Below are 20,203 nucleotides of genomic sequence, written 5' to 3' on the forward strand. Positions count from 1 at the left end.
GCCTCGCTTACGGCCTGCGCTTGAGAATGTAACTGTCCATGATCCAGCCGTGACGCGCGCGCGCGTCCTGTCGCGCGGCGACGATGCGCGGGCCGACCTCGGTCAGCGCGCCTGACAGAATGATCTGGTCGGCCAGGCCGAGATAGGCGCCCCACCAGATGTGAAGGCCATTTGGATCGAGCGACTGGAATGCCGTGCCGCCGTCGAGCATCACCACCACGGTATCAACGCCTTGCGGCCAGCCGCCTTCGCGCAGGCGGCGTCCCGTCGTCACCAGAAACGGCTCGCCGATGTCGTTGAGCGGCAGCGCATGCGCCGCGCACAGCGCCTGGATCGAGGTGATGCCGGGCACGACCTCGATTCTGGGCAAGGGGTTGAGCCGTCGCGCGATGCGCAGCGAGGAATCGTAGAGCGAGGGATCGCCCCAGATCAGCAGTGCGGCCTTGCCGTCACCGCCGAGATGTTCTTCGATCGTCCGCGACCAGGCCGCGGCGACCGCATCGTGCCAATCGTCGACGCCCTTGCGGTAATCGGCTTCAGCGGCGTCGCGCACGGGAAGATCGAACTCGGCGATGCGCGTTGTGGCATTGGTGAGCACGTCGGCGCAGATCGCCCGCCTGAGATCGGCGAGATCTGTCTTTGCCGTTCCCTTGCGCGGGATCAGCACGAGATCGGCGGCGTTGATCGCGCCAATCGCAGCGCGCGTGAGTTGCCCGGGATCGCCGCAGCCGATGCCGATCAGGGAGAGCGTCATCATGACGATCCGCCCTCCGCCAGCGCGCCGAACATGATGACAGCGGCCGTGGAAGCCGCACCGCCGCGCGCGAGTTGCTCGGCAAGCTCGGCGATCGTGGTGCGCACCAGTCGCTCGTCGGGGCGTCCGAGGGATTCGGCGAACAGCGCCGGCGTGCTCGATGAAAGACCGTGCTCGATCAGTTTTGCGGCCAGCACCGGAAAGGTGCGCCGGCCCATATAGACCACCGTCGTCGCATCAGGATCGGCCAGCGCCGCCCAGTTCAGATCTGGCGGCAGCTCACCGGTGACGTCGGCGCCGGTCACGAACTGCACCCGGCGCGAGGTGTGGCGGCGCGTCAGCGGAATGCCGGCCTGTGCGGCCGCGACGCAGGCCGAGGTGACGCCGGGAACGATCTCGAAGCCGATGCCGGCCTCGCGCAGCGTCTCCAGCTCCTCCTCGAGCCGGCCAAAGATGCCGGCATCGCCCGACTTCAGCCGCACGACCCGCACGCCCGTCGCGGCATAGTCGACCAGCAGGCGATTGACGTGATGCTGCTTTGTCGACGGCCGCCCTGCCCGTTTCCCGACCGCGACGAGATTCGCGCCTGGCCGTGCGAGATCGAGGATCGCGCCCGAGGCGAGATCGTCATAGAGCACGACGTCAGCCTCGCGCAGCCGCGCGGCGCCCTTGAGCGTGAGAAGCTCGGGGTCGCCGGGGCCGGCGGAGACGAAGGAGACAAAACCGCTCACCGGTCCTCCGCGATCAGATGGAAGAACGTGCCCGAGGCGTGCCCGCGCCGCGAGCCGGTCTCGGCGATGACGCTGCCAGTTGCGTCGTGCACGACTGCCAGTGGCGCATCGGGCTGGGCGATGATCGTCGAATAGTGAAACTCGTGGCCGCGCAGCCGCGCGCCGGCCTTGTGCCCCGGCATCGGCATTGCGAGCGAGGCGAGACGATAGCCCAGATGCATGCGCCGCTTGGCAAAACTCGTCTCCAGGCCGAGCAGGCCCGTCATCTCGTGACGGATACCGTCGGCGTCGGTCAAAGCTGTCCCCAGCACCATATACCCACCGCATTCGCCGTGCACTGGTCGCGTCTCGGCGAAGGCGCGCAGACCGTTGCGGAAGCGTGCATTGGCGGCGATCTTGCCGGCATGAAGTTCGGGATAGCCACCGGGCAGCCAGCAGACGTCTGCGCCTGCATCGGGCGCTTCGTCGGCAAGCGGAGAGAACGTTGAAATCTCCGCACCTGCCGCCCGCCAGGCTTCCAGCATGTGCGGATAGACGAAGGAAAACGCGGCATCGCGCGCAAGCGCAATGCGCTGCCCGGGCGGTGTCACGTTGAGGCCGTTCGCGGCCGGTTGCGGCGACCAGCTAGCGGCCGATTGCATCACCGCATCGAGATCGACGTGCTCCGAGACAAAGCGCGCGGCCTCGTCGATCAGTTTTCCGATCTCGGCCTGCTCCTCGGCTTGCACGAGGCCGAGATGCCGCTTCGGCAGGCTGATCTCGGCATGACGCGGCAGCGCGCCGAACACGGCGATGCCGGCGTCGTCGAGCGCACGCCGCACGAGGTCTTCGTGACGCGGGCTGGCGACCCGGTTGAGCATCACGCCCGCAAGGCGCACGCCGGCACGATAATCGCGCAGGCCTGCGGCGATCGCCGCCGCGGTCTGCGCCTGACCGGAGGGGTCGATCACCAGAACCACCGGCCAACCCAGCATTTCCGCGATGTCGGCGGTAGCACCGGTGCCGGAGACGCCGCGCGCGGCGACGCCGTCGAACAGGCCCATCGAGCCCTCGGCAAGCACGATATCGGCATCGCTCCCCCGGCTGACGAGATGCGCGATCGTCGAACGGTCCATCGCCCAGCTATCGACATTGACGGAGGGGCGGCCTGTGGCTGCTGCGTGAAAAGCTGGATCGATGTAATCAGGGCCGCTCTTGAAGCACTGCACTTTCAAGCCACGATTGCGCCAGGCGCGCGCGAGCGCCAGCGTCAGCGTGGTCTTGCCGACGCCCGAGGCCGGCGCGGAGATGACGAGGCCTGCCGCCATCACGATGCCTCCGGAAAACGCGGCTCGGCGCCAACGGGACGATAGCGACGATCGTAATCCGCGGCATAGAGCCGGCTCTCGTCGAAATCCGCCGCACCCAGCGTCTTGCCGACCAGTATCAGCGCGGTGCGCTCCATCTCGGTCGCGACGGCGGCATCGAGCGTCGCCAGCGTCGCGCGGACGATGCGCTGGTCGGGCCAGCTCGCGCGCCAGACGATCGCCACCGGACAGTCCGCGCCGCAATGCGGGGTGAGTTCGGCAACCACCTCGTCGAGCAGATGAATCGACAGATGGATCGCGAGTACCGCGCCGGTCGCGGCGAAGGCCGCAAGCCTCTCGCCCTCGGGCATCGCGCTGGCGCGGCCCGGCGTGCGGGTCAGCACCACCGTCTGAGTGAGGCCGGGCAGCGTCAGCTCGGCTTCCAGCGCGGCGGCGGCGGCGGAAAAGGACGGCACGCCCGGTGTGACGGTGAATGGAATGCCGAGCGCGCGCAGGCGGCGAAGCTGCTCGCCCATCGCCGACCAGATCGAGAGATCGCCGGAATGCAGCCGCGCGACGTCCTTGCCCTCCGCATGCGCGGCGGAGATCTCCGCGATGATCCCGTCGAGCGACAGGGGCGCGGTGTTGACGATGCGCGCTCCGCTCGGGCAATGCGCCAGCACGCCCTCCGGCACCAGCGAACCCGCATAGAGACAGACCGGACAGGCCGCGATCAAATCGCGCCCACGCAAGGTGAGAAGATCGGCGGCGCCCGGCCCGGCGCCGATGAAGTGCACCGTCATGGGCCGTCTCCTTCTGCGATCGCCGCAGTCGCGGTGCGATCCTGCGAGACCGCGCGCGTCGCGATGAGCCGCGCGCGCGGACCAGCGGCGGCCAGCGCTGCTGCCTCGGCGACCGATCCCGTGCCGAACCTTCCGGCGATCCGCTGCGACTGCGTCGGCGTATCGACACGCGCAAGCACATCGGCCGGGACAGCCTTGATCGGCACGCCGCATTCACGCGCGAGCTGCTTCAACACGTCAGCGTCGGCCTTGTCGCTGACAGTAGCCATGGCCGCGAGGCCATCGGGGCCGCCGGCCGCTGCAAGCGCTTCGCGCAAAGAGGCCAGCGTCACATCCTTCTTGAATCCGAGCCCGGCAACCTTCATCGGACCACACTCCACTGCAGCACCGGCCGCGCCGCCTCCCAGGAGCGATAGCGGCCAAGCGGAGCGGCGTAGGCGATCTCGACCCGCATCAACTCGCCGCCATGCTGCTGATGCAGTTCGCCGAGCAGCGCTTCCGTCTCCAGCGTGACGGAATGTGCAACCAACCGCGCCCCTGGCGCAAGCCGCAACCAGATCGCGTCGAACATCGCACGATCGAGGCCGCCACCCACGAAGACGGCATCCGGCGCATCCAGCGAGGCAAGCGCTTCCGGCGCCTGTCCCGTAACTACCGTGATCCGATGCGTCAGTCCAAACGCCGCCGCATTGGCCCGAATGTTCGCGGCGCGATCCTCGCGCGTCTCGATCGCAATCGCCGTCCCGTCACACAGCGCCCACTCAACCGAAATCGAGCCCGAGCCGGCGCCGATGTCCCACAAGCGTTCACCGGGACGCGGGGCCAGCGCCGACAGCGCCAGCGCGCGGACCGGCCGCTTGGTGATCTGGCCGTCATGGGCGAAGAGATCGTCCGAAAGTCCTGAGCTGCGGGGAATGCCCTTCCCGCCCTTCGCCGCGACGGCGACTGCAACCAGGTTTCCAGCGAGGTCGCCGGCAAAGCTGTCGGCACGATGCTCCGCAATGGCCTCGCGCGGGCCGCCAAGTGCGGCGAGAGTCCAGAATGCCGAGCCACCCCACCCGCGTTCCGTCAGCCATCGCGCGAGGTCGCCAGCGGCCTTGCCGTCTCGCACGAGACAAATGATCCGCGCGCCCGGCGCGAGATAGGGTACGAGACGCTCGAACGGCGCGGCATGAAGCCCGAGGCAGGCGATGGATTCGAGCCGCCAGCCCAGCCGCGCGGCGGCGAGCGAGAAGGTCGAGGGCGCCGAATGCGCGATCCACTCGCTCGGGTCGAGCCTCTCGGCAAGGCCTGCGCCGGCGCCATGCCAGAACGGATCGCCGGAGGCCAGCACGGCCGTGGGCCTTCCACGGCAGCTCAGCACGATGTCTGCGTTGAAAGGCACCGGCCATGCGCGGCCGCGGCTTCCGACGTCTGCAAGCGCGAGATGACGCTCGCCGCCGAACACGGTTTCCGCGCTGGCGAGCGCCTTTCGACTTGCGTCCGACAGCCCCGCGAGGCCATCTTCGCCGATACCGATGATGGTCAGCCAGGGATCAGCCATGACGCGCGCCCTTGTTCTGGGCGGAATTGCCGACGCGAGCCTGCTCGCCGCGGAGATCGCGCGCGCAGGCATTGACGCCGTATATTCCTACGGCGGCCGCACCCGGGCGCCTGCCGATCAGCCGCTGCCGACCCGCATCGGTGGTTTTGGCGGCGCGAGCGGGCTGGCCGACTACGTCAGGCGCGAAGGCATCACGCATGTGATCGACGCCACGCATCCCTTTGCCGCCGAGATGAGCCGTCATGCGGTCGACGCTTGCGAGGAGACCGGCACGCCGCTGATCGCGCTCGAGCGCGCGCCCTGGAGCAGAACGCCCGAAGACATCTGGACCGAGGTCACCGACGTCACCGCCGCCGTCGCCGCGCTGCCGGAGGCGCCGGCAAGAATGTTCCTCGCCATCGGCCGCCAGCACATCGCTCCGTTCGCGGCGAAGCCGCAGCATGCCTACACGCTGCGGTTCGTCGATCCGCCGGAAACGCCTCTGCCATTCGCCGCCGATGTCATCGTGTCGCGCGGGCCGTTCACGCTTGACGGCGAGCTCGACATGATGCGCACGCGCGGCATCGCATGGATCGTCGCCCGCAATTCCGGCGGCGACGGCGCGCGCGCCAAGATCGACGCGGCCCGCCGGCTCGGCCTGCCCGTGATCATGATCTCGCGGCCGGCGCTGCCCGAGCGCAAGAAAGTCGAGAGCGTCACGGAGGTGATGCAATGGCTCGGTCATCGGGCCCGCCTCGGCGCATAGATCCAGCGGCCGACGCGGCGCGTCTGCGAATTGCCGACGATCACCAGCGTTCGCATGTCCGCCATCTCGGGCGTCGCGTCGTCCAGTGGCACGATCACGATCTTTTCGTCAGGCGCGCTGACGGCGCGCGCGAAAATCACGAGGCGCTCGCCACAGCCGGTTTCCTTCAACACCGCGAGCGCGCGGCCAAATCCCTCCGGCCGGCTCGCCGAGCGCGGATTGTACATTGCAATCGAAAAATCCGCTTCGGCCGCGAGCCGCAGACGCTTCTCGATCACCGTCCAGGGCTTCAGGTTGTCGGAGAGATTGATCGCGCAGAAATCGTGGCCGAGCGGCGCGCCGGCGCGCGCAGCCGCCGCCAGCATCGCGGTGATGCCGGGCAGGACGCGGATCGGCAGGTCCTGATGTTGCGGCGCCTGTTCCAACGCCTCGAACACCGCGGATGCCATCGCGAACACGCCGGGATCGCCGGAGGAGACGACGACCACCTGCCGGCCTTCGGCCGCAAGCTGCAAGGCTTCTGCTGCCCGCTGAAGCTCCTCGCGGTTGTCGGAGGGATGGAGCTTGAGGCCGGGCCGCGGCGGCACGCGCGCGACATAGGGGGCGTACCCAAGGATGTCGGTCGCGGCGGCAAGCGCTGCAGTGACCTCCGGCGTCACCAGCGCATCGCTGCCCGGGCCGAGGCCCGCGATGGTCAGCGTGCCCGTCATTCGGCGGAGTCCGGAAGCCGGCCCTTGCCGTGCACGAGCACGATCGCGAAGTAGGGACACTCAGCGGCGCCGATCTCGGCGAGCCGCGCGATGCGCTCGCCCGGCATGGTGCCGCGCTCCACCAGCCAGGCGTCATCGAGGCGGCCGGTGGACGCGAGTGCGCGCCGCACTTTTGCGAGGTTGCGCCCGGTCTTCATGATCACCAGCGCATCGGAATCGCGCATGCGGCGTTCAAGCTCGGATTCGGGAAGCGTTCCCATCAGCACCGTCGTCACGTCGTCGCCCAGCGCAATCGGCTGGCCGACACCATTCCAGCAGCCGACCATGCCGGGAATGCCGGCGATCACCTCGATCTCGACGCGGCCTTGCAGCCGCGCGTGCAGATGCATGAAGGACCCGTAGAAATAGGGATCGCCCTCGCAGAGCACGACGACGTCGACCGCGCGCGAAAGCCGCGCCAGACGCTCGGCCCATTCGTCGTAGAAGCCGGCAAGCAATTGCACGTAGTTCGGGCTATCGAACGCGATCTCCGTCGTGACAGGATATTCCATGGGATATTCGGTGACGTCGGCCGCGAGCATCCCCTCGACGATACGCCGCGCCTGACCGGGACGGCCCTTCTTGCGGAAAAAGGCGACGTGCTGCGCGCCGCGCACGGTCCGGTCCGCGCGCACACTCATCAGATCGGGATCGCCGGGGCCGAGACCGCAGCAGATGATGCGTCCCATGACTATTCGCTCCGGCTCGCCAGCGCGTTCACGGCAGCGACCGTGATTGCAGAGCCGCCGAGGCGACCCTCGACCGTCAGCGCCGGCACCGGTGGATCGGCCATCAACGCGGCCTTGGATTCGGCTGCGCCAACGAAGCCAACGGGACAGCCGATAATCGCCGCGGGCCGTGGGCAGCTGCGATCTTCCAGCATATTGAGCAGATGGAACAGCGCGGTGGGCGCGTTGCCGATCGCGACGATCGCGCCATCGAGATGCGGTCGCCACAGCTCCAGCGCCGCGGCCGAGCGTGTGTTGCGCATGGATTGCGCCAGCGCGGGAACGGTCTCGTCGCCAAGCGTGCAGATCACGGCGTTGGCCGCAGGCAATCGCGCGCGCGTAATTCCTTCCGACACCATGCGGGCGTCGCACAGGATCGGTGCGCCCTTCTGCAAGGCTGCGCGAGCCGCGGTCGCCATGCCCGATGTGAAGCGGATATGAGCTTCGAGGCCGACCATGCCCGCCGCATGGATCATCCGCACCACGACCTGCTCCTCATCAGGCGTGAAGCGGGCCAGATCGGCCTCGGCCCGGATGGTCGCAAAGGATTGACGATAGATCGCCGCGCCGTCGGTCTCGTAAGCATGTGGCATCAGTTCCCTCCCAACAGGATGGAGGGATCGCGAACGATATCGTCGCGGTCAAGCCCGCGCAGGACCGGCTCGTCGCGGGTCGAGCCGTCGCGCACGAGATCAAACCCGGCAGCCGTCGCGACCAGCGTGATCGCGACCGCGCCGGAATGGGCGCAGCCCTTTGCGCAGCCAGAGACGTGAAGCCGCGCGGCCCCGCCGATGTTCGGCGCGAGCGTTGCGGCCAGCCCGCGGGTGTCGGCATGGGCCTCGCGGCAGCGCGGCGCGCCGCTGCAGGCGATGACGCGCAACGCCGGATCGCAGGCTTCGGTGATCAGGCCTGGGGCTGATGGCATCGTTAGCTTGCCTTCGCTCAAAACCATCCGCCACGGCGTCATCCGCAGCGCATGCCCGAGGCCCGAGAGCTGATTGAGCGTCGCATGCGGCATCTGTCCGAAGGCGATCCCGACCATGGCGCCTTGCGGATAAAGCCCGGGACGCACTGCTGCCATGATCGGCGCGGGCTCCGCCTCGCCGCGCAGCGCCTGAGGCAATGTTGCGCCGGCGGCAACATGCGTTGCCATCCGTCCTCGCCCATCCCGGACGCCTGATGTGACGAACCAGCGCGCGACGGCAAGTGCGGCGGTCACCGCCTCGCCGCGCGCTACGCTGCGGCCGAGCGTGGCGCCATCGGCGCGCACCATGAGACCACCTGAAGCGTCACGCTCGATCCGGACGTCGGCGGAATCTCCAGCAAGCACGCGTGATTTGCCGTCATCGACGGCGAAGCCGAATTTCGTGGGAAGCTCGAGCGCAGAGTCCGCCAGCGCCTCTTCGAGCTCGGCGGCGAGCGCCTGGGTCTCGTCGCCATCGCGCCAGAACGGCGTGACCAGGATGTTGCGGCGGGATTCAGTGTCGGCATCAGGGTCGAGCAACTTCAATTGCGCGAGCCCGTCAAGCAGCAGCCGGTGGCTGGTCTCGCTGACGCCTCTGATCTGGAGATTGGCGCGGCTCGTCACGTCGATCAGGCCATTACCATGGCGCTCGGCAAGATGCGCAAGGCCAGCGGTCTGGGCCGCATCGAGCCGGCCACCGAACGGGCGCACGCGGACCACGAGCCCGTCGCCCGATTGCATCGGCCGCAGCGCCCCAGGACACCAGCCCTTCACCGAAGCCGCGCTCATGACGCCTCCTTCAGCGCGGCCGCGATCGAATTGCGGCGCGTTCGCCAGAGCGAGGCCTCGTGCAGGCGCTTGAAGCACGTTTCCATCGCGGCAAGCGCCGCCGGGTTTTCGCGCGCCATGAAAGCGCGCACATCGGCATCGCCGAGCGTCGCGTCATAATAGAGATCGAACAGATGCGGCGGCACGGCGCCGGCCAGATGCGCGAAGGCGGCCATGTGCTCCAGCGTCGCGGAGATCTCGGCCGCGCCGCGGAAGCCGTGGCGCATCATGCCGGCGATCCAGGCAGGATTGGCCGCGCGGGCACGGACGACGCGGGAGATTTCTTCGGTTAGCGTGCGCGCGTGCGGCTGCTCGGGACGCGTCGTGTCGAGGTGATAGAGCGATGGCCCTGATACACCGAGATGCGCTGCCGCCGCGGCGACGCCGGCTTCGTGCGCGGCATAGTCGGCAGCGAGCAGGAGATCGGTCTCCGGCAGGTCCTGGGCATGGACGAACGCATCTGCGGATGCAAGCCGCTGTTCGATACCCTCGCGATCGGGCTTGATCTCGCCATCGGCGGAGAACGCCCAGGACGAAGCCGACAGCCAAGCCTCGCCAGCCGCATCGCGCGTCTCCGGCGTGAAAACATCGGGGATTGCCGAAAGGCCGACGCCGTATTGTCCGGGGCGCGGCGCGAACACGCGCGAGGTGCGGCGGCGATAGGGATTCTCGTCGCCCTCGTCCTCGCGCGATGCGAGCGCTTCGGCCGCGGCCTCGAACAATTGCGCAAGGCCCGCAAAGACGTCGCGGAACAGGCCTGACACCCGCAGCGTGACGTCGATGCGGGGGCGGCCGAGTTCGGCCGGCGCGATGATGTCGTAGCCGGTGACGCGGCCGGAGGCGTGGTCCCAGCGCGGCGCGAGGCCGGCCAGATGCAGCGCCATCGCAAACTCTTCGCCGGCGGTGCGCATGGTCGCGGAACCCCAGAGATCGACGACGAGGCCCTTCGGCCAGTCGCCGTGATCCTGCAAATGCCGCCGCAGCAGTTCTTCGGCGAGCTTGATCCCCTGCGCATGCGCCGACGGCGTCGGCACCGCGCGCGGATCGACGGCGAAGAGATTGCGCCCCGTCGGCAGCACGTCCTGGCGCCCACGATACGGCGAGCCCGACGGGCCCGGCGCAACACGCTGACCGGCAAGCGCAGCGCGCAGCGCGTCCCGCTCCGCATCACCGCACGCGCCGCGGCCGAACACGTGCAGGCCGTCGCCGAACTGGCTCTCCTTGAGGTCGCAGACGAAGCGATCGATGCGCGGAATGGCTTCGGCCGGCGCGGCGGATACATCGAGGCCGAGATCGTCTTCGAGCCCTGCCGTGCGCGCCTCGTCCCGGATCGCGGCGATCAGGCGCTGGCGGCGGGCGGGGTCGAGACCGTCGGCGGTCGAATATTCGTCGAGCAGGCGTTCCAGCCGACGCAGCCCTTCCGGGACCGCGGATTGCTCGAGCGGCGGCGGCAGATGACCGATGGTGACGGCGCCAATGCGCCGCTTGGCCTGCGCGGCCTCGCCGGGATCGTTGACGATGAAGGGATAGATGACGGGGAGATCGCCGATCAGCGCTTCGGGCCAGCAGGCGGACGACAACGCCACGGATTTTCCGGGCAGCCATTCCAGCGTGCCATGCGCGCCCATGTGCACGACGGCATCAATCCCCTGCGCGCGGAGCCAGAGATGGAACGCGACATAGGCATGGCGCGGCGTGCGGGCGAGATCGTGATAGTCGACATCGCGCGTGGTCGTATCGCCGCGCTCTGGCTGGACCGCGATGATCGATCGGCCGCATGGGATCGCAGCGAAGTGGAACGCGCCGCCGCGGCAGCTCGGATCGCTCTCCGGCGCGCTCCAGGCCTGCGCGAGATCGTCCTGCAAATTCTGCGGAAGATGCGAGAGCGCCGCGCGGTACTCGGCAACGCTCCAGGTCAATTTCTGCCTGAGCAGCGCCTCACCGAGCTCCTGAACTGGCGCAACATTGAAGCCAGTCTCGGAGAGATCGGACACCAACGCCTCGACAGAAGCGAGCGCATCGAGACCCACCGCATGCGCGATCTGATGCGGGCGGCCCGGATAGTTCGACAGCACGATCGCCAGCCGCTTCTCGGCGGCCGGCGTCTCCGCGAGGCGGCGCCAGGCCGCAACGCGCGCTGCGACAGCCTTCACGCGCTCTTCATCCGGCCGGTGGGCGAGATGTGAAAACTGCAAATCGGGATCGCGCTCTGCGGCCGACTTGAAACTCACGACGCCTGAGAACAGGCGGCCGTCGACCTCGGGCAGCACGACATGCATCGCGAGATCACCCGGCGACAGGCCACGCAGCGATTCCGCCCAGTCCTCACGCCGCGCCGATGACAGCGCGACCTGAAACACCGGACACGATGCGGCATCGAACGGCGTCGTACCGTCGTCACCCAGCGCCGAGAACGCCGTCGCGTTGACGATCGCGGCGGGTGGATTCCTGGCGAGATGCGCGCGCAGCCAATCCGCGACGCCGGCAGCCTTCAGCGAGGCGACGAACGCGCCATGTGCGTCAAAGCCCTTCTCGCGCAGCGCCGCGATCAACGTATCGACAGGCCCTGTGTCCGCGGCAGTGAGATAGGAGCGATAGAACGTCACCAGCGCGGACGATTTGCCCTCGCGCGCCACCGGCGCGGCGATCACCCCGCGTGCGGGATCGTAAAAGCCCATCTCGGGCACGGCCATCTCGCCGACGACCGGGCCTGCATAGAGACCCGAGGCCAGCGCAAGCTGCGCGATCGCCGCTTGCGTCGCGACGGGCCCACCGGTATCGCAGAGCACCTTGAGCCGGCGTAGCGTCGAGACCGGCAAGGTGGAGTACGCGTCCAGCCTGATGTCGTCACGGCCATCGGCCGGGAGCACGGCCAGCGCGATGTTGCGATCCTTTGCCAGCTGCTGGAGCGCCGCAAGACCATACGACCAGTAGGATTCACCACCGATCAACCGCACCAGAATGCCGCGCGCCTGCGACAGCGTCCGCTCGATATAGGTGTCGATCGAGAGCGGATGACGGAGCTCCGCGAGGTTGGCGAGCCGCAGCGACGGCAGGCCCTCGCGGCCACGTCGCCAGCCGGCCGCAAACGCCGCCAGATCGGAATCCGAGAACGAGAGCGCCACGAGATCGGCCGGGTCCTGGCCGATGTCCCTCGGCGTCGCGGTCTCCTCGAGACCACGGCTCTCGCGGAAGACGACGTGCATCAGATCCCTAGCCCTGACCTGATCGCGGTTTCGTCGATATCGCCGTGCTCGCCGATCACGACGAGCTTCGACTGCCTGAGCCCTGCGCCCCAGGGCTTGTCGAACTGGTGGCGCACGCGCTCGCCGACCGCCTGCAGCAGCAGGCGCATGGGCTTGCCCGCGACCGCGATATAGCCCTTGGCGCGCAGCACGTTCTGCTCGCGCGCCAGCTTCTGTACGGACGCGACCAGCGCATCGACGTCGGCGACCTCAGGGAGATCGATCACGACGGAAGCGAAATCGTCATGCTCGTGCTCCTCCTCGCCGTCATGGTGCGAGGGGCGCGCGGCGAGATCGTTCTCGGCAGCGGCGCCGAGGCCGAGAATGACGCGCGCATCGATCGCGCCGTCGGTAATGGGAAGCATCGGCACGCGGCGCGGCATCTCGGCAGTGATCAGCGCCTTGGCGGCCTCGATGCCCGCAGCACCCGCGAGGTCCGCCTTGGTCAGCAGCACGATGTCGGCGCAGGCGATCTGGTCCTCGAAAACTTCCGAGAGCGGCGTCTCATGATCGAGATTATCGTCCGCCGCGCGCTGGGCTTCGACCGCATCCGGATCCGGCGCGAAACGACCGGCGGCGACCGCCTCGGCATCGGCGAGCGCAATGACGCCGTCGACCGTGATGCGCGAGCGGATCTCCGGCCAGTCGAACGCCTTGAGCAGCGGCTTCGGCAGCGCCAGCCCCGAGGTCTCGATCAGGATGTGATCGGGCCTGACAGGGCGCGCCAGCAGCTGCTCCATGGTCGGAATGAAATCGTCGGCAACGGTGCAGCAGATGCAGCCATTGGCGAGCTCGACGATGTTTTCTTCCGGGCAGTTCGCATCGGCGCAGGACTTCAGAATCTCGCCGTCGACACCCTCGCTGCCAAACTCGTTGACGAGCACGGCGAGCTTCTTGCCGCCCGCATTGCTGAGCAGATGCTGGATCAGCGTCGTCTTGCCGGAGCCGAGGAAGCCGGTGACAACAGTCACCGGGACTTTTGCGAGCGAGTTCATTCGGCGGCCTCCGGCAACACGGCAATGGGGGGAATGCGGGCAAGCGACTGCTTGCGGAAGATTTCGGGCCTGCTGCGCCAGGGCACCAGGCCGTCGGGCGCGGCAGCATAGGCGGCGGCGCCCGCGACCACGTCGTGCGCATTGGCATCCGAGAGGCGGCCATAGACATACGACCAGCGGCCGGGCGCGCTGAGCGCGACCGAGCAACCCTGGCTGCATGCAGACAGGCATTCGACGGGAACCACGGTGACGCCTTCGGGCACGCCAGCCTCGAGGATCGCGCCGTGCAGGCGCTTGCCGGGCGCGACCTCGCCCTCGCCCAGCGTCTGGCCGGCGCGGCAGGTGATGCAGACATGCAGTGTGACGGTCATCGCCTCTTCCAGAAGTATCGGCGGGAGGCGAAGAGGCCCACGAACCGTTCTTGCGAAGGCCCGTTTCCCCGTCGCGGAACACCCCGTCCGCCGGTCCAAAAATCGTCCGCGCTGGCAGGTCTCCCGGCTTGCGGAGCAGGGCTTTTGGCCCTTCGATCCCCGCCTTCCCGATCCCCCGAGGGGATCAGTGGCTTCGGGCATCTCTCCGGTCACGGTCGCGGGGGCGGCTGCATTTTGGACCCAAATCTTGCCGATTCGGACCCTATCGCATTCCCTCTTCGCCTGTCATAGGACAGGAACCAACGCCGGACCACCATTTGCCCCCGGCCGCCTCTTGTCAAGCCGAAGGACCGGATACCATGACGCCTGAACCGGAGACCCAGACGGCCGACGAAACCGACGCCAAGACTGACGCCAAGCACGCCGCGAAAATGGCGAAGATCAAGGTCGCCCGCGACAAGATCATGGCGACCAAGAGCGGCGAAAAAGGCCTCATCATCGTCCACACCGGCGCCGGCAAGGGCAAGTCCTCCTCCGCCTTCGGCATGATCGTGCGTTGCGTTGCCCACGGCCTGCCCTGCGCGGTCGTGCAGTTCATCAAGGGCGCTTGGGACACCGGCGAGCGGCGCCTGCTCACCGGCCATTTCGGCGAGCTCTGCCAGTTCCACGCCATGGGCGAGGGCTTTACCTGGGAGACGCAGGACCGCGCTCGCGACATCGCGGCCGCCCGCGCCGGCTGGGAAAAAGCGAAGGCGCTGATATCCGATCAACGGCTGCGCATGGTCGTGCTCGACGAAATCAACATCGCGCTGCGCTACGACTATCTCGACATCGCAGAGGTCGTCGATTTCCTGAAAACCTCGAAGCCGCCGATGACGCATGTCGTGCTCACCGGCCGCAATGCCAAGGACGAGCTGATCGAGATCGCCGATCTCGTCACCGAGATGACGCTGGTGAAGCATCCGTTCCGCTCCGGCATCAAGGCGCAGGCCGGCGTCGAGTTCTGAATTCGATGGCACGCGCATTGATGATCCAGGGGGCCGGCTCGGACGTGGGCAAATCGCTCATCGTCGCCGGCCTTGCTCGCGCTTTCACGCGACGGGCCATGCGCGTGCTCCCGTTCAAGCCGCAGAACATGTCGAACAACGCGGCCGTCACCGTCGATGGCGGCGAGATCGGTCGCGCACAGGCGCTGCAGGCGCTTGCAGCGGGTGTCGAACCGCACACCGACATGAACCCGGTGCTGCTCAAGCCGGAGACCGATGTCGGCGCGCAGGTGATCGTGCATGGCAAGCGCATCGCGACTGCGCGCGCGCGTGAATACGCGGCGATGAAGCCCTCGCTGATGGGCGCGGTGCTGGAGAGTTTTGGGCGGCTCAAGGCGCGCTCTGACCTGGTGCTGGTCGAAGGCGCCGGCAGCCCGGCCGAGGTGAACCTTCGCAAGGCCGACATCGCCAATATGGGCTTTGCCCGCAAGGCCGATGTCCCCGTCGTGCTGGTCGGAGATATCGACCGTGGCGGCGTCATCGCCCAGCTCGTCGGCATCAAGACGGTGATCGACCCTGACGATGCCGCCTTGATCCACGGTTTTGTCATCAACAAGTTCCGCGGCGATCCCACGCTGTTCGACGACGGCTACAAGCTGATCGAACAAAAGACCGCATGGCGCGGCCTCGGCGTGCTGCCCTGGTTCGCGCGCGCCGGCGAGCTGCCGGCGGAGGATGCGCTGGGCCTGAGCGACGCGCGCAAGCCCGGCCAGTGCAAGATCGCCTGCCTCGCGCTGTCGCGGATCGCCAATTTCGACGATCTCGATCCGCTCAAGCTCGAGCCCGGGGTCGATCTCGTCATGGTGCGTCCGGGCGAAGCGATCCCCGGCGACGTCAGGCTCGTCGTCATCCCCGGTTCGAAGTCCACGCGCGGCGATCTCGCCTTTTTGCGCGCGCAGGGCTGGGACATCGATCTGCTCGCACATCATCGCAGAGGCGGTCACGTGCTAGGCCTCTGCGGCGGCTATCAGATGCTCGGACACAGCGTCGCGGATCCTGACGGCATCGAGGGGCCCGCGGGCGACACGCCGGGCCTTGGACTGCTGGACGTGGAAACGGTGATGAGCCCGCAGAAGACTCTGACGCGTGTTGCGGCCGTGCATGCGGCGACGGCCCAGCCGATCCAGGCTTACGAGATCCACATCGGCCGCACCGACGGGCCGGATCGCGTACGGCCGTTCGCAAAACTGAATGGCGAGCCGGAAGGCGCGATTTCCGGCGATGGGCGCGTACAGGGCAGCTATCTTCACGGCCTGTTCACGTCGGATGATTTCCGCAAGGCGTATCTGGCGAAGCTCGACATCCCCACAGGCGAGGAGCCCTATCACGCCAGGGTCGAGAGCGCGCTCGATGCCCTGGCCGATCACATCGAACGGCATCTCGACGTCGAAGGCCTGCTCGCGCTAGCACGCTAGGATCTTTGCGAGGCGCAGCCATTCGGCTTCGCTGCCGGGAAGACCCAGGCGCAGCCATGCCGGATTCTGCGCGAAGACTCGCGACCAGATCTGGCCGCGCGCGAGTTTTTCCTGAGCGGCAAGCGCATCAGGCGTCTCGTAGAGACGAAACAGCGGTGCGCCGCCGACGAGCCGCCAGCCTTGCGACCGCACCATGTCGTCGAGGCGAGCGCAATCCCGCACGAGGCGCGCCGACGTTGCCCCGGCCCAGGTATCATCGCGCAAGGCGCGGCAGCCGATCGCGATCGCCGCCCCCGACAGCGGCCACGGACCTGATGCCGCCGCGAGCTTCGCAATGTCGGCTGCATGGCCGATCGCGAAGCCAAGCCGAAGGCCGGCCAGGCCGTAGAACTTTCCGAAGGAGCGCAGGATCAGCAGTCCCGGCCGATCTGCTTCCGAAGCGAGGGAGAGCTCGGGAATGGCATCAACAAAACTCTCGTCGATGACGAGGCGACCGACACGCGGCAACAACGAGAGCAGGTCCTTCGGCGCATGACGGCGCCCGTCGGGATTGTTGGGATTGACGACAATGGCGAGCTCGGCGCCCGCGAGCGCACCTGGCTCCCTCACCTCCTCGACCTCCCATCCCGCGGCCGACAGAACCGGAACATATTCGTTGTAGGTCGGCGCAAGGATGCAGGCACGGCCGCGCGGCGCGAGTTGCGGCAACAATTGAATGGCGGCCTGCGCGCCGCCCATCGCGACAACAGGCGCTGAGGTGCGATAGGCGTGTCGCGCCGCCTGATGCAGCGCCTCGATCTCGGATCGCGACGGCAGCGCCTGCCAATGATGCGCTGATATCTCGCCAACGGGATAAGGCAGCCGGTTGATCCCCGTCGACAGATCGATCCAGTCGTCCGCGCGCCCGCCGAAACGCTGCTGGGCCAGATCGAGATTTCCACCGTGCTCGCGCATGCCCTGTTCTTTCACGCGAAGGCCAGGATCGCAAGGATGGCTGCGAGCAGCAGCATGGCGCGGCGGTAGACGGCCAGCGCCTCATTGATGTCCACGGCAAGCGGATCGCGCGCGCCTTCGTTGAGCCAGGGCTCGTTCGTTAAGCTGCCGTGATAGATGCGGGGCCCGCTGAGCCGGACGCCAAGCGCGCCGGCCATTGCGGCTTCCGGCCAGCCCGCGTTGGGCGAGCGGTGGCGGCGCGCGTCCCGCGTCATGCATGACAGTGCCTGGGATCGCCGCGGCGCGAGCAGTACGAACAGAAAGCCGGTGAGCCGGGCTGGAATGAAATTGGCGACATCGTCGATGCGCGCAGCCGCCCAGCCGAAAGCCTCGTAGCGTTCGCTGCGATGGCCGATCATGGAATCCAGCGTGTTGATTGCCTTGTAGCCCAAAATGCCCGGCAGGCCGAACAGCGCGCCCCAGAACACCGGCGCGACGATGCCGTCCGAGGCGTTTTCCGCGAGGCTTTCGATCGCGGCGCGTGCGATGCCCGCTTCATCGAGCGCGGCGGGATCGCGGCCGACGATGCGCGAGACCGCCTCGCGCGCGGCGGCGATATCGCCGCCCGGCAGAGGCTCGGCAACGGCGGCGACGTGATCGTGCAGCGAGCGCAGCGCGACCAATGGCCAGGCGATGATGCCGACCAGCGCGATCTGGACCCAGCCCGCGGCAAGCAGGGACTGCAGCACCCAGCCGATCGCGACGGAGAGCGCGATCACGACAAGCGCTCCAGCGATACCGGCAGCGCGGCGGAGCGCCGGCGCGACGGACTCGCGATTCCAGCCGGCATCGATGGCGCCGATCAGCCGGCCGAGCCAGGTCACGGGGTGGCCGATTCGTGCGAACAACGGTGACGGCCAGCCCGTGAGGGCATCCACCGCCATCGCCACCACCATCGCGCCCGCAAAGCCCAATCCTGCCTCCTGTCCCGCCCCTGTTGCGCAAAGCGAGGGTCGAGCGCAAGCCCCCGAGCGCCTGATTTCGGCTTTGTCTTTGGCCGCGTTTGGTGATTAGTCAGGCCAACGGGAGACCTTCATGGCCGTCATCTTGATCACGGGCGGAGCACGATCGGGCAAGAGCACGCGTGCGGAAACGCGCACGCGCGCCTTTCCGGGGCAGCCCGTCTATGTCGCGACGGCCGAGGCCTTCGATGCCGAAATGGACGCGCGCATCGCAAGACACCGCGCGCGTCGCGGAACCGACTGGATCGAACGCGAGGTGCCGCTCGATCTCGTGCCCGCGCTCATCGCAAGCGATGGCGGCGGCGCAAGGTTGGTGGATTGCCTGACCATGTGGCTCTCGAACCTGATGCATGCCGAGCGCGACTGGGAGCACGAGGTGAACGCGCTTGCCGCAACTCTGCGCAATCTCGAGAGCCCGGTCGTGCTCGTCACCAACGAGGTCGGCCTTGGCATCGTGCCCGACAACGCGCTGGCGCGCAGCTTTCGCGACGCCGCCGGAATCATGAATCAGACGATTGCCGATGTCGCCGACGAGGTCGAGTTCATCGTCGCCGGCCTTCCGATGAAGCTGAAATGACGCCGCGCGCCGACTTTCTGAACAACGTCGTCGCCGATCTCAGGATCGCGGCGTCCTTCGTCACGATCGTGCCGGTAGGCTCGTCGAAGCCTGCCGACAACGGCGCCATCGCGCGGGCGACCTGGGCGCTGCCGGTCGCGGGATTGCTGGTGGGACTTGCAGGCGGAGCATCCCACGCGCTCGCGAGCAGACTGGGACTGGCGCCAGGCATGGCCGCCCTGCTCGCGCTTGCAACGACCGCCCTCATCACCGGCGCGCTGCACGAGGACGGGCTTGCCGATACCGCCGACGGGCTCGGCGGCGGCCGCACGCGCGAGCGCAAGCTCGAGATCATGCGCGACAGCCGGATCGGCAGCTATGGCGTCTGCGCGCTGATCCTGTCGTTCGGCCTGCGCTGGAGCGCGCTGGCCGCGATCGGCAATCCCTGGGCTGTGATGTTGGCGATGTGCGCCGCGCACGCCGCGGCCCGCGCGGGCTTGCCGGCCTTCATGTCACTGGTCCCCCCGGCGCGACGCGACGGACTCGCGGCAAGCGCTGGATCACCGCCGGGCCGCAGCGTGGCCACAGCCTTCGCTATCGGAACACTCGCGCTTGCCCTGGCGCTCGGGCCGGCCAAGGCGCTGGTCGGGCTGGTGCTGTTGTCGCTGGCCGGGCTGATCCTGGCGCGGCTCGCCATCCGCCAGATCGGCGGACAGACCGGCGACATCCTCGGCGCGTTCGAGCAGATCGGCGAGATCCTGATCCTGCTTGTCGCCGCGGCCTTCCTTCAGGCAGGAAGCTAAAGTCATGGTCGAGTTCGACGACGCCTTCCGCCGGCAATTGCGCGAGCTGTTTGTGTGGCGGCGCGATGTGCGCCGCTTTCGCACCGATCCATTGCCGGACGGCGCCGTGGAGCGGCTGATCGACACGGCTTGCCTATCGCCCTCGGTCGGCCTGAGCCAGCCGTGGCGCTTCGTCATCGTCGACGATGCCTCGCGGCGCCGCGCCGTGATCGACGATTTCAAGGCGTGCAACGCCGACGCGCTGGCCTGCTATTCCGGCGAGCGCGCGGCGCGCTATGCCGCGCTCAAACTGTCGGGCCTCGAGCAGGCGCCCGGCCACCTCGCCGTGTTCGCCGACAAGGCCAGCGACATCGGCCATGGCCTCGGCCGCGCGACGATGCCGGAGACGACGGAATACTCCGTGGTCGGGGCGATCACCGCGATGTGGCTGGCCGCGCGCGCCGACGGCATCGGGCTCGGCTGGGTCTCGATCCTCAATCCGCAGCGCATCCATGACGTACTCGACGTGCCTGCCTCCTGGAAATTCATCGCCTATCTCTGCATCGGTTATCCCGAGGCGGAGTGCGACCAGCCGGAGCTCGAACGGGCGAAGTGGGAGCATCGGCGCGACGCGAGCGAGTTCACGCTGCGGCGGTAGCAAGGTCGCACGCACCATCCCCCGTCATTGCCTACGGTGAGAGAAGGCG

At 68.0% G+C, this 20,203-nt stretch carries 21 protein-coding genes and 1 riboswitch; of the genes, 6 read left to right on the top strand and 15 right to left on the bottom strand.

Features of this window, described 5'->3' with window-relative positions; genetic code table 11:
* Positions 1–7: 7 nt before the first annotated feature.
* The 6 genes from cobF to cbiT are packed head-to-tail and all read right to left on the bottom strand — an operon-like array spanning position 8 to position 5,117.
* The gene (gene cobF / locus XH90_RS23195) at positions 8–757 is read right to left on the bottom strand and encodes a precorrin-6A synthase (deacetylating) (protein ID WP_194476642.1); all 750 of its coding nucleotides are present in this window, start codon (positions 755–757) and stop codon (positions 8–10) included.
* Entirely contained in the window at positions 754–1,485 is a 732-nt protein-coding gene (gene cobA, locus XH90_RS23200) for a uroporphyrinogen-III C-methyltransferase (RefSeq protein ID WP_194476643.1), read from the bottom strand. The genes cobF and cobA overlap by 4 nt, the downstream gene beginning before the upstream one ends.
* Entirely contained in the window at positions 1,482–2,792 is a 1,311-nt protein-coding gene (locus tag XH90_RS23205; protein WP_194476644.1) for a cobyrinate a,c-diamide synthase, read from the bottom strand. Before XH90_RS23205 ends, cobA begins: the two co-directional genes overlap by 4 nt.
* Positions 2,792–3,574, bottom strand: coding sequence for a precorrin-4 C(11)-methyltransferase (cobM, locus tag XH90_RS23210; RefSeq protein WP_194476645.1), 783 nt, complete (start codon positions 3,572–3,574; stop codon positions 2,792–2,794). Before cobM ends, XH90_RS23205 begins: the two co-directional genes overlap by 1 nt.
* Positions 3,571–3,939 (bottom strand): cobalamin biosynthesis protein, encoded by a 369-nt coding sequence (locus XH90_RS23215; RefSeq protein ID WP_194476646.1) that lies wholly within the window; start codon positions 3,937–3,939, stop codon positions 3,571–3,573. Before XH90_RS23215 ends, cobM begins: the two co-directional genes overlap by 4 nt.
* Entirely contained in the window at positions 3,936–5,117 is a 1,182-nt protein-coding gene (gene cbiT / locus XH90_RS23220; RefSeq protein ID WP_194476647.1) for a precorrin-6Y C5,15-methyltransferase (decarboxylating) subunit CbiT, read from the bottom strand. Before cbiT ends, XH90_RS23215 begins: the two co-directional genes overlap by 4 nt.
* On the opposite strand from cbiT, the gene XH90_RS23225 reads away from it, so the two are divergent.
* The gene (locus XH90_RS23225; protein ID WP_194476648.1) at positions 5,116–5,862 is read left to right on the top strand and encodes a cobalt-precorrin-6A reductase; all 747 of its coding nucleotides are present in this window, start codon (positions 5,116–5,118) and stop codon (positions 5,860–5,862) included. The two genes, cbiT and XH90_RS23225, sit on opposite strands and share 2 nt — an antisense overlap.
* On the opposite strand, the gene cobJ is transcribed toward XH90_RS23225, so the two are convergent.
* Genes cobJ through XH90_RS23260 form a run of 7 tightly spaced genes read right to left on the bottom strand, consistent with a single transcriptional unit; the run spans position 5,838 to position 13,742 of the window.
* Positions 5,838–6,572, bottom strand: coding sequence for a precorrin-3B C(17)-methyltransferase (gene cobJ / locus XH90_RS23230; protein WP_194476649.1), 735 nt, complete (start codon positions 6,570–6,572; stop codon positions 5,838–5,840). The genes XH90_RS23225 and cobJ overlap by 25 nt on opposite strands.
* Complete coding sequence (locus XH90_RS23235; RefSeq protein WP_194476650.1) at positions 6,569–7,300, bottom strand: precorrin-2 C(20)-methyltransferase; 732 nt, start codon at positions 7,298–7,300, stop codon at positions 6,569–6,571. The genes cobJ and XH90_RS23235 overlap by 4 nt, the downstream gene beginning before the upstream one ends.
* Before the next feature lie 2 nt (positions 7,301–7,302).
* Positions 7,303–7,932 carry a precorrin-8X methylmutase gene (locus XH90_RS23240; RefSeq protein ID WP_194476651.1) on the bottom strand — a complete coding sequence of 210 codons (630 nt, stop codon included), beginning with the start codon at positions 7,930–7,932 and terminating at the stop codon, positions 7,303–7,305.
* Entirely contained in the window at positions 7,932–9,092 is a 1,161-nt protein-coding gene (cobG, locus tag XH90_RS23245) for a precorrin-3B synthase (protein ID WP_194476652.1), read from the bottom strand. The genes XH90_RS23240 and cobG overlap by 1 nt, the downstream gene beginning before the upstream one ends.
* The gene (gene cobN, locus XH90_RS23250) at positions 9,089–12,337 is read right to left on the bottom strand and encodes a cobaltochelatase subunit CobN (RefSeq protein WP_194476653.1); all 3,249 of its coding nucleotides are present in this window, start codon (positions 12,335–12,337) and stop codon (positions 9,089–9,091) included. Before cobN ends, cobG begins: the two co-directional genes overlap by 4 nt.
* A complete protein-coding gene (cobW, locus tag XH90_RS23255; RefSeq protein WP_194476654.1) occupies positions 12,337–13,371 on the bottom strand; it encodes a cobalamin biosynthesis protein CobW in 1,035 nt (344 codons plus the stop codon). Before cobW ends, cobN begins: the two co-directional genes overlap by 1 nt.
* Positions 13,368–13,742, bottom strand: a complete 375-nt coding sequence (locus tag XH90_RS23260) for a DUF1636 domain-containing protein (protein WP_194476655.1) — start codon at positions 13,740–13,742, stop codon at positions 13,368–13,370. The genes cobW and XH90_RS23260 overlap by 4 nt, the downstream gene beginning before the upstream one ends.
* Before the next feature lie 95 nt (positions 13,743–13,837).
* Positions 13,838–14,061: riboswitch (cobalamin riboswitch) on the bottom strand.
* Between the two features lie 40 nt (positions 14,062–14,101).
* On the opposite strand from XH90_RS23260, the gene cobO reads away from it, so the two are divergent.
* Both cobO and XH90_RS23270 read left to right on the top strand, forming a co-directional pair.
* On the top strand, positions 14,102–14,749 hold the full coding sequence (gene cobO / locus XH90_RS23265) for a cob(I)yrinic acid a,c-diamide adenosyltransferase (protein WP_194476656.1): 648 nt from the start codon (positions 14,102–14,104) through the stop codon (positions 14,747–14,749).
* A 5-nt stretch (positions 14,750–14,754) separates the two neighbouring features.
* Entirely contained in the window at positions 14,755–16,203 is a 1,449-nt protein-coding gene (locus XH90_RS23270) for a cobyric acid synthase (RefSeq protein WP_194476657.1), read from the top strand.
* Here XH90_RS23270 and cobD read toward each other — a convergent pair.
* Positions 16,192–17,157, bottom strand: a complete 966-nt coding sequence (cobD, locus tag XH90_RS23275; protein ID WP_194476658.1) for a threonine-phosphate decarboxylase CobD — start codon at positions 17,155–17,157, stop codon at positions 16,192–16,194. The two genes, XH90_RS23270 and cobD, sit on opposite strands and share 12 nt — an antisense overlap.
* An 11-nt stretch (positions 17,158–17,168) precedes the next feature.
* Positions 17,169–18,110, bottom strand: a complete 942-nt coding sequence (cbiB, locus tag XH90_RS23280; RefSeq protein ID WP_194476659.1) for an adenosylcobinamide-phosphate synthase CbiB — start codon at positions 18,108–18,110, stop codon at positions 17,169–17,171.
* A gap of 121 nt (positions 18,111–18,231) precedes the next feature.
* On the opposite strand from cbiB, the gene cobU reads away from it, so the two are divergent.
* From cobU to bluB, 3 genes are read left to right on the top strand one after another with little or no spacing between them, the layout of a single operon-like run.
* Complete coding sequence (cobU, locus tag XH90_RS23285; protein WP_194476660.1) at positions 18,232–18,735, top strand: bifunctional adenosylcobinamide kinase/adenosylcobinamide-phosphate guanylyltransferase; 504 nt, start codon at positions 18,232–18,234, stop codon at positions 18,733–18,735.
* Positions 18,732–19,517, top strand: a complete 786-nt coding sequence (gene cobS, locus XH90_RS23290; RefSeq protein ID WP_194476661.1) for an adenosylcobinamide-GDP ribazoletransferase — start codon at positions 18,732–18,734, stop codon at positions 19,515–19,517. The genes cobU and cobS overlap by 4 nt, the downstream gene beginning before the upstream one ends.
* Before the next feature lie 4 nt (positions 19,518–19,521).
* Entirely contained in the window at positions 19,522–20,154 is a 633-nt protein-coding gene (bluB, locus tag XH90_RS23295) for a 5,6-dimethylbenzimidazole synthase (protein WP_194476662.1), read from the top strand.
* Positions 20,155–20,203: the final 49 nt, after the last annotated feature.

The sequence above is a fragment of the Bradyrhizobium sp. CCBAU 53338 genome (assembly GCF_015291665.1).
GTDB lineage: Bacteria > Pseudomonadota > Alphaproteobacteria > Rhizobiales > Xanthobacteraceae > Bradyrhizobium.

What these genes read in the sequence shown, in the direction of transcription:
- cobG (WP_194476652.1), bottom strand. Translation starts at nt 9,092, where the DNA reads ATGAGCGCGGCTTCGGTGAAGGGCTGGTGTCCTGGGGCGCTGCGGCCG.
- cobO (WP_194476656.1), top strand. Translation starts at nt 14,102, where the DNA reads ATGACGCCTGAACCGGAGACCCAGACGGCCGACGAAACCGACGCCAAG.
- cobJ (WP_194476649.1), bottom strand. Translation starts at nt 6,572, where the DNA reads ATGACGGGCACGCTGACCATCGCGGGCCTCGGCCCGGGCAGCGATGCG.
- XH90_RS23235 (WP_194476650.1), bottom strand. Translation starts at nt 7,300, where the DNA reads ATGGGACGCATCATCTGCTGCGGTCTCGGCCCCGGCGATCCCGATCTG.
- XH90_RS23225 (WP_194476648.1), top strand. Translation starts at nt 5,116, where the DNA reads ATGACGCGCGCCCTTGTTCTGGGCGGAATTGCCGACGCGAGCCTGCTC.
- XH90_RS23205 (WP_194476644.1), bottom strand. Translation starts at nt 2,792, where the DNA reads ATGGCGGCAGGCCTCGTCATCTCCGCGCCGGCCTCGGGCGTCGGCAAG.
- bluB (WP_194476662.1), top strand. Translation starts at nt 19,522, where the DNA reads ATGGTCGAGTTCGACGACGCCTTCCGCCGGCAATTGCGCGAGCTGTTT.
- XH90_RS23260 (WP_194476655.1), bottom strand. Translation starts at nt 13,742, where the DNA reads ATGACCGTCACACTGCATGTCTGCATCACCTGCCGCGCCGGCCAGACG.
- cbiT (WP_194476647.1), bottom strand. Translation starts at nt 5,117, where the DNA reads ATGGCTGATCCCTGGCTGACCATCATCGGTATCGGCGAAGATGGCCTC.
- cobF (WP_194476642.1), bottom strand. Translation starts at nt 757, where the DNA reads ATGATGACGCTCTCCCTGATCGGCATCGGCTGCGGCGATCCCGGGCAA.
- cobS (WP_194476661.1), top strand. Translation starts at nt 18,732, where the DNA reads ATGACGCCGCGCGCCGACTTTCTGAACAACGTCGTCGCCGATCTCAGG.
- XH90_RS23270 (WP_194476657.1), top strand. Translation starts at nt 14,755, where the DNA reads ATGGCACGCGCATTGATGATCCAGGGGGCCGGCTCGGACGTGGGCAAA.
- cobW (WP_194476654.1), bottom strand. Translation starts at nt 13,371, where the DNA reads ATGAACTCGCTCGCAAAAGTCCCGGTGACTGTTGTCACCGGCTTCCTC.
- cobU (WP_194476660.1), top strand. Translation starts at nt 18,232, where the DNA reads ATGGCCGTCATCTTGATCACGGGCGGAGCACGATCGGGCAAGAGCACG.
- cobN (WP_194476653.1), bottom strand. Translation starts at nt 12,337, where the DNA reads ATGCACGTCGTCTTCCGCGAGAGCCGTGGTCTCGAGGAGACCGCGACG.
- XH90_RS23240 (WP_194476651.1), bottom strand. Translation starts at nt 7,932, where the DNA reads ATGCCACATGCTTACGAGACCGACGGCGCGGCGATCTATCGTCAATCC.
- cobM (WP_194476645.1), bottom strand. Translation starts at nt 3,574, where the DNA reads ATGACGGTGCACTTCATCGGCGCCGGGCCGGGCGCCGCCGATCTTCTC.
- XH90_RS23215 (WP_194476646.1), bottom strand. Translation starts at nt 3,939, where the DNA reads ATGAAGGTTGCCGGGCTCGGATTCAAGAAGGATGTGACGCTGGCCTCT.
- cobD (WP_194476658.1), bottom strand. Translation starts at nt 17,157, where the DNA reads ATGCGCGAGCACGGTGGAAATCTCGATCTGGCCCAGCAGCGTTTCGGC.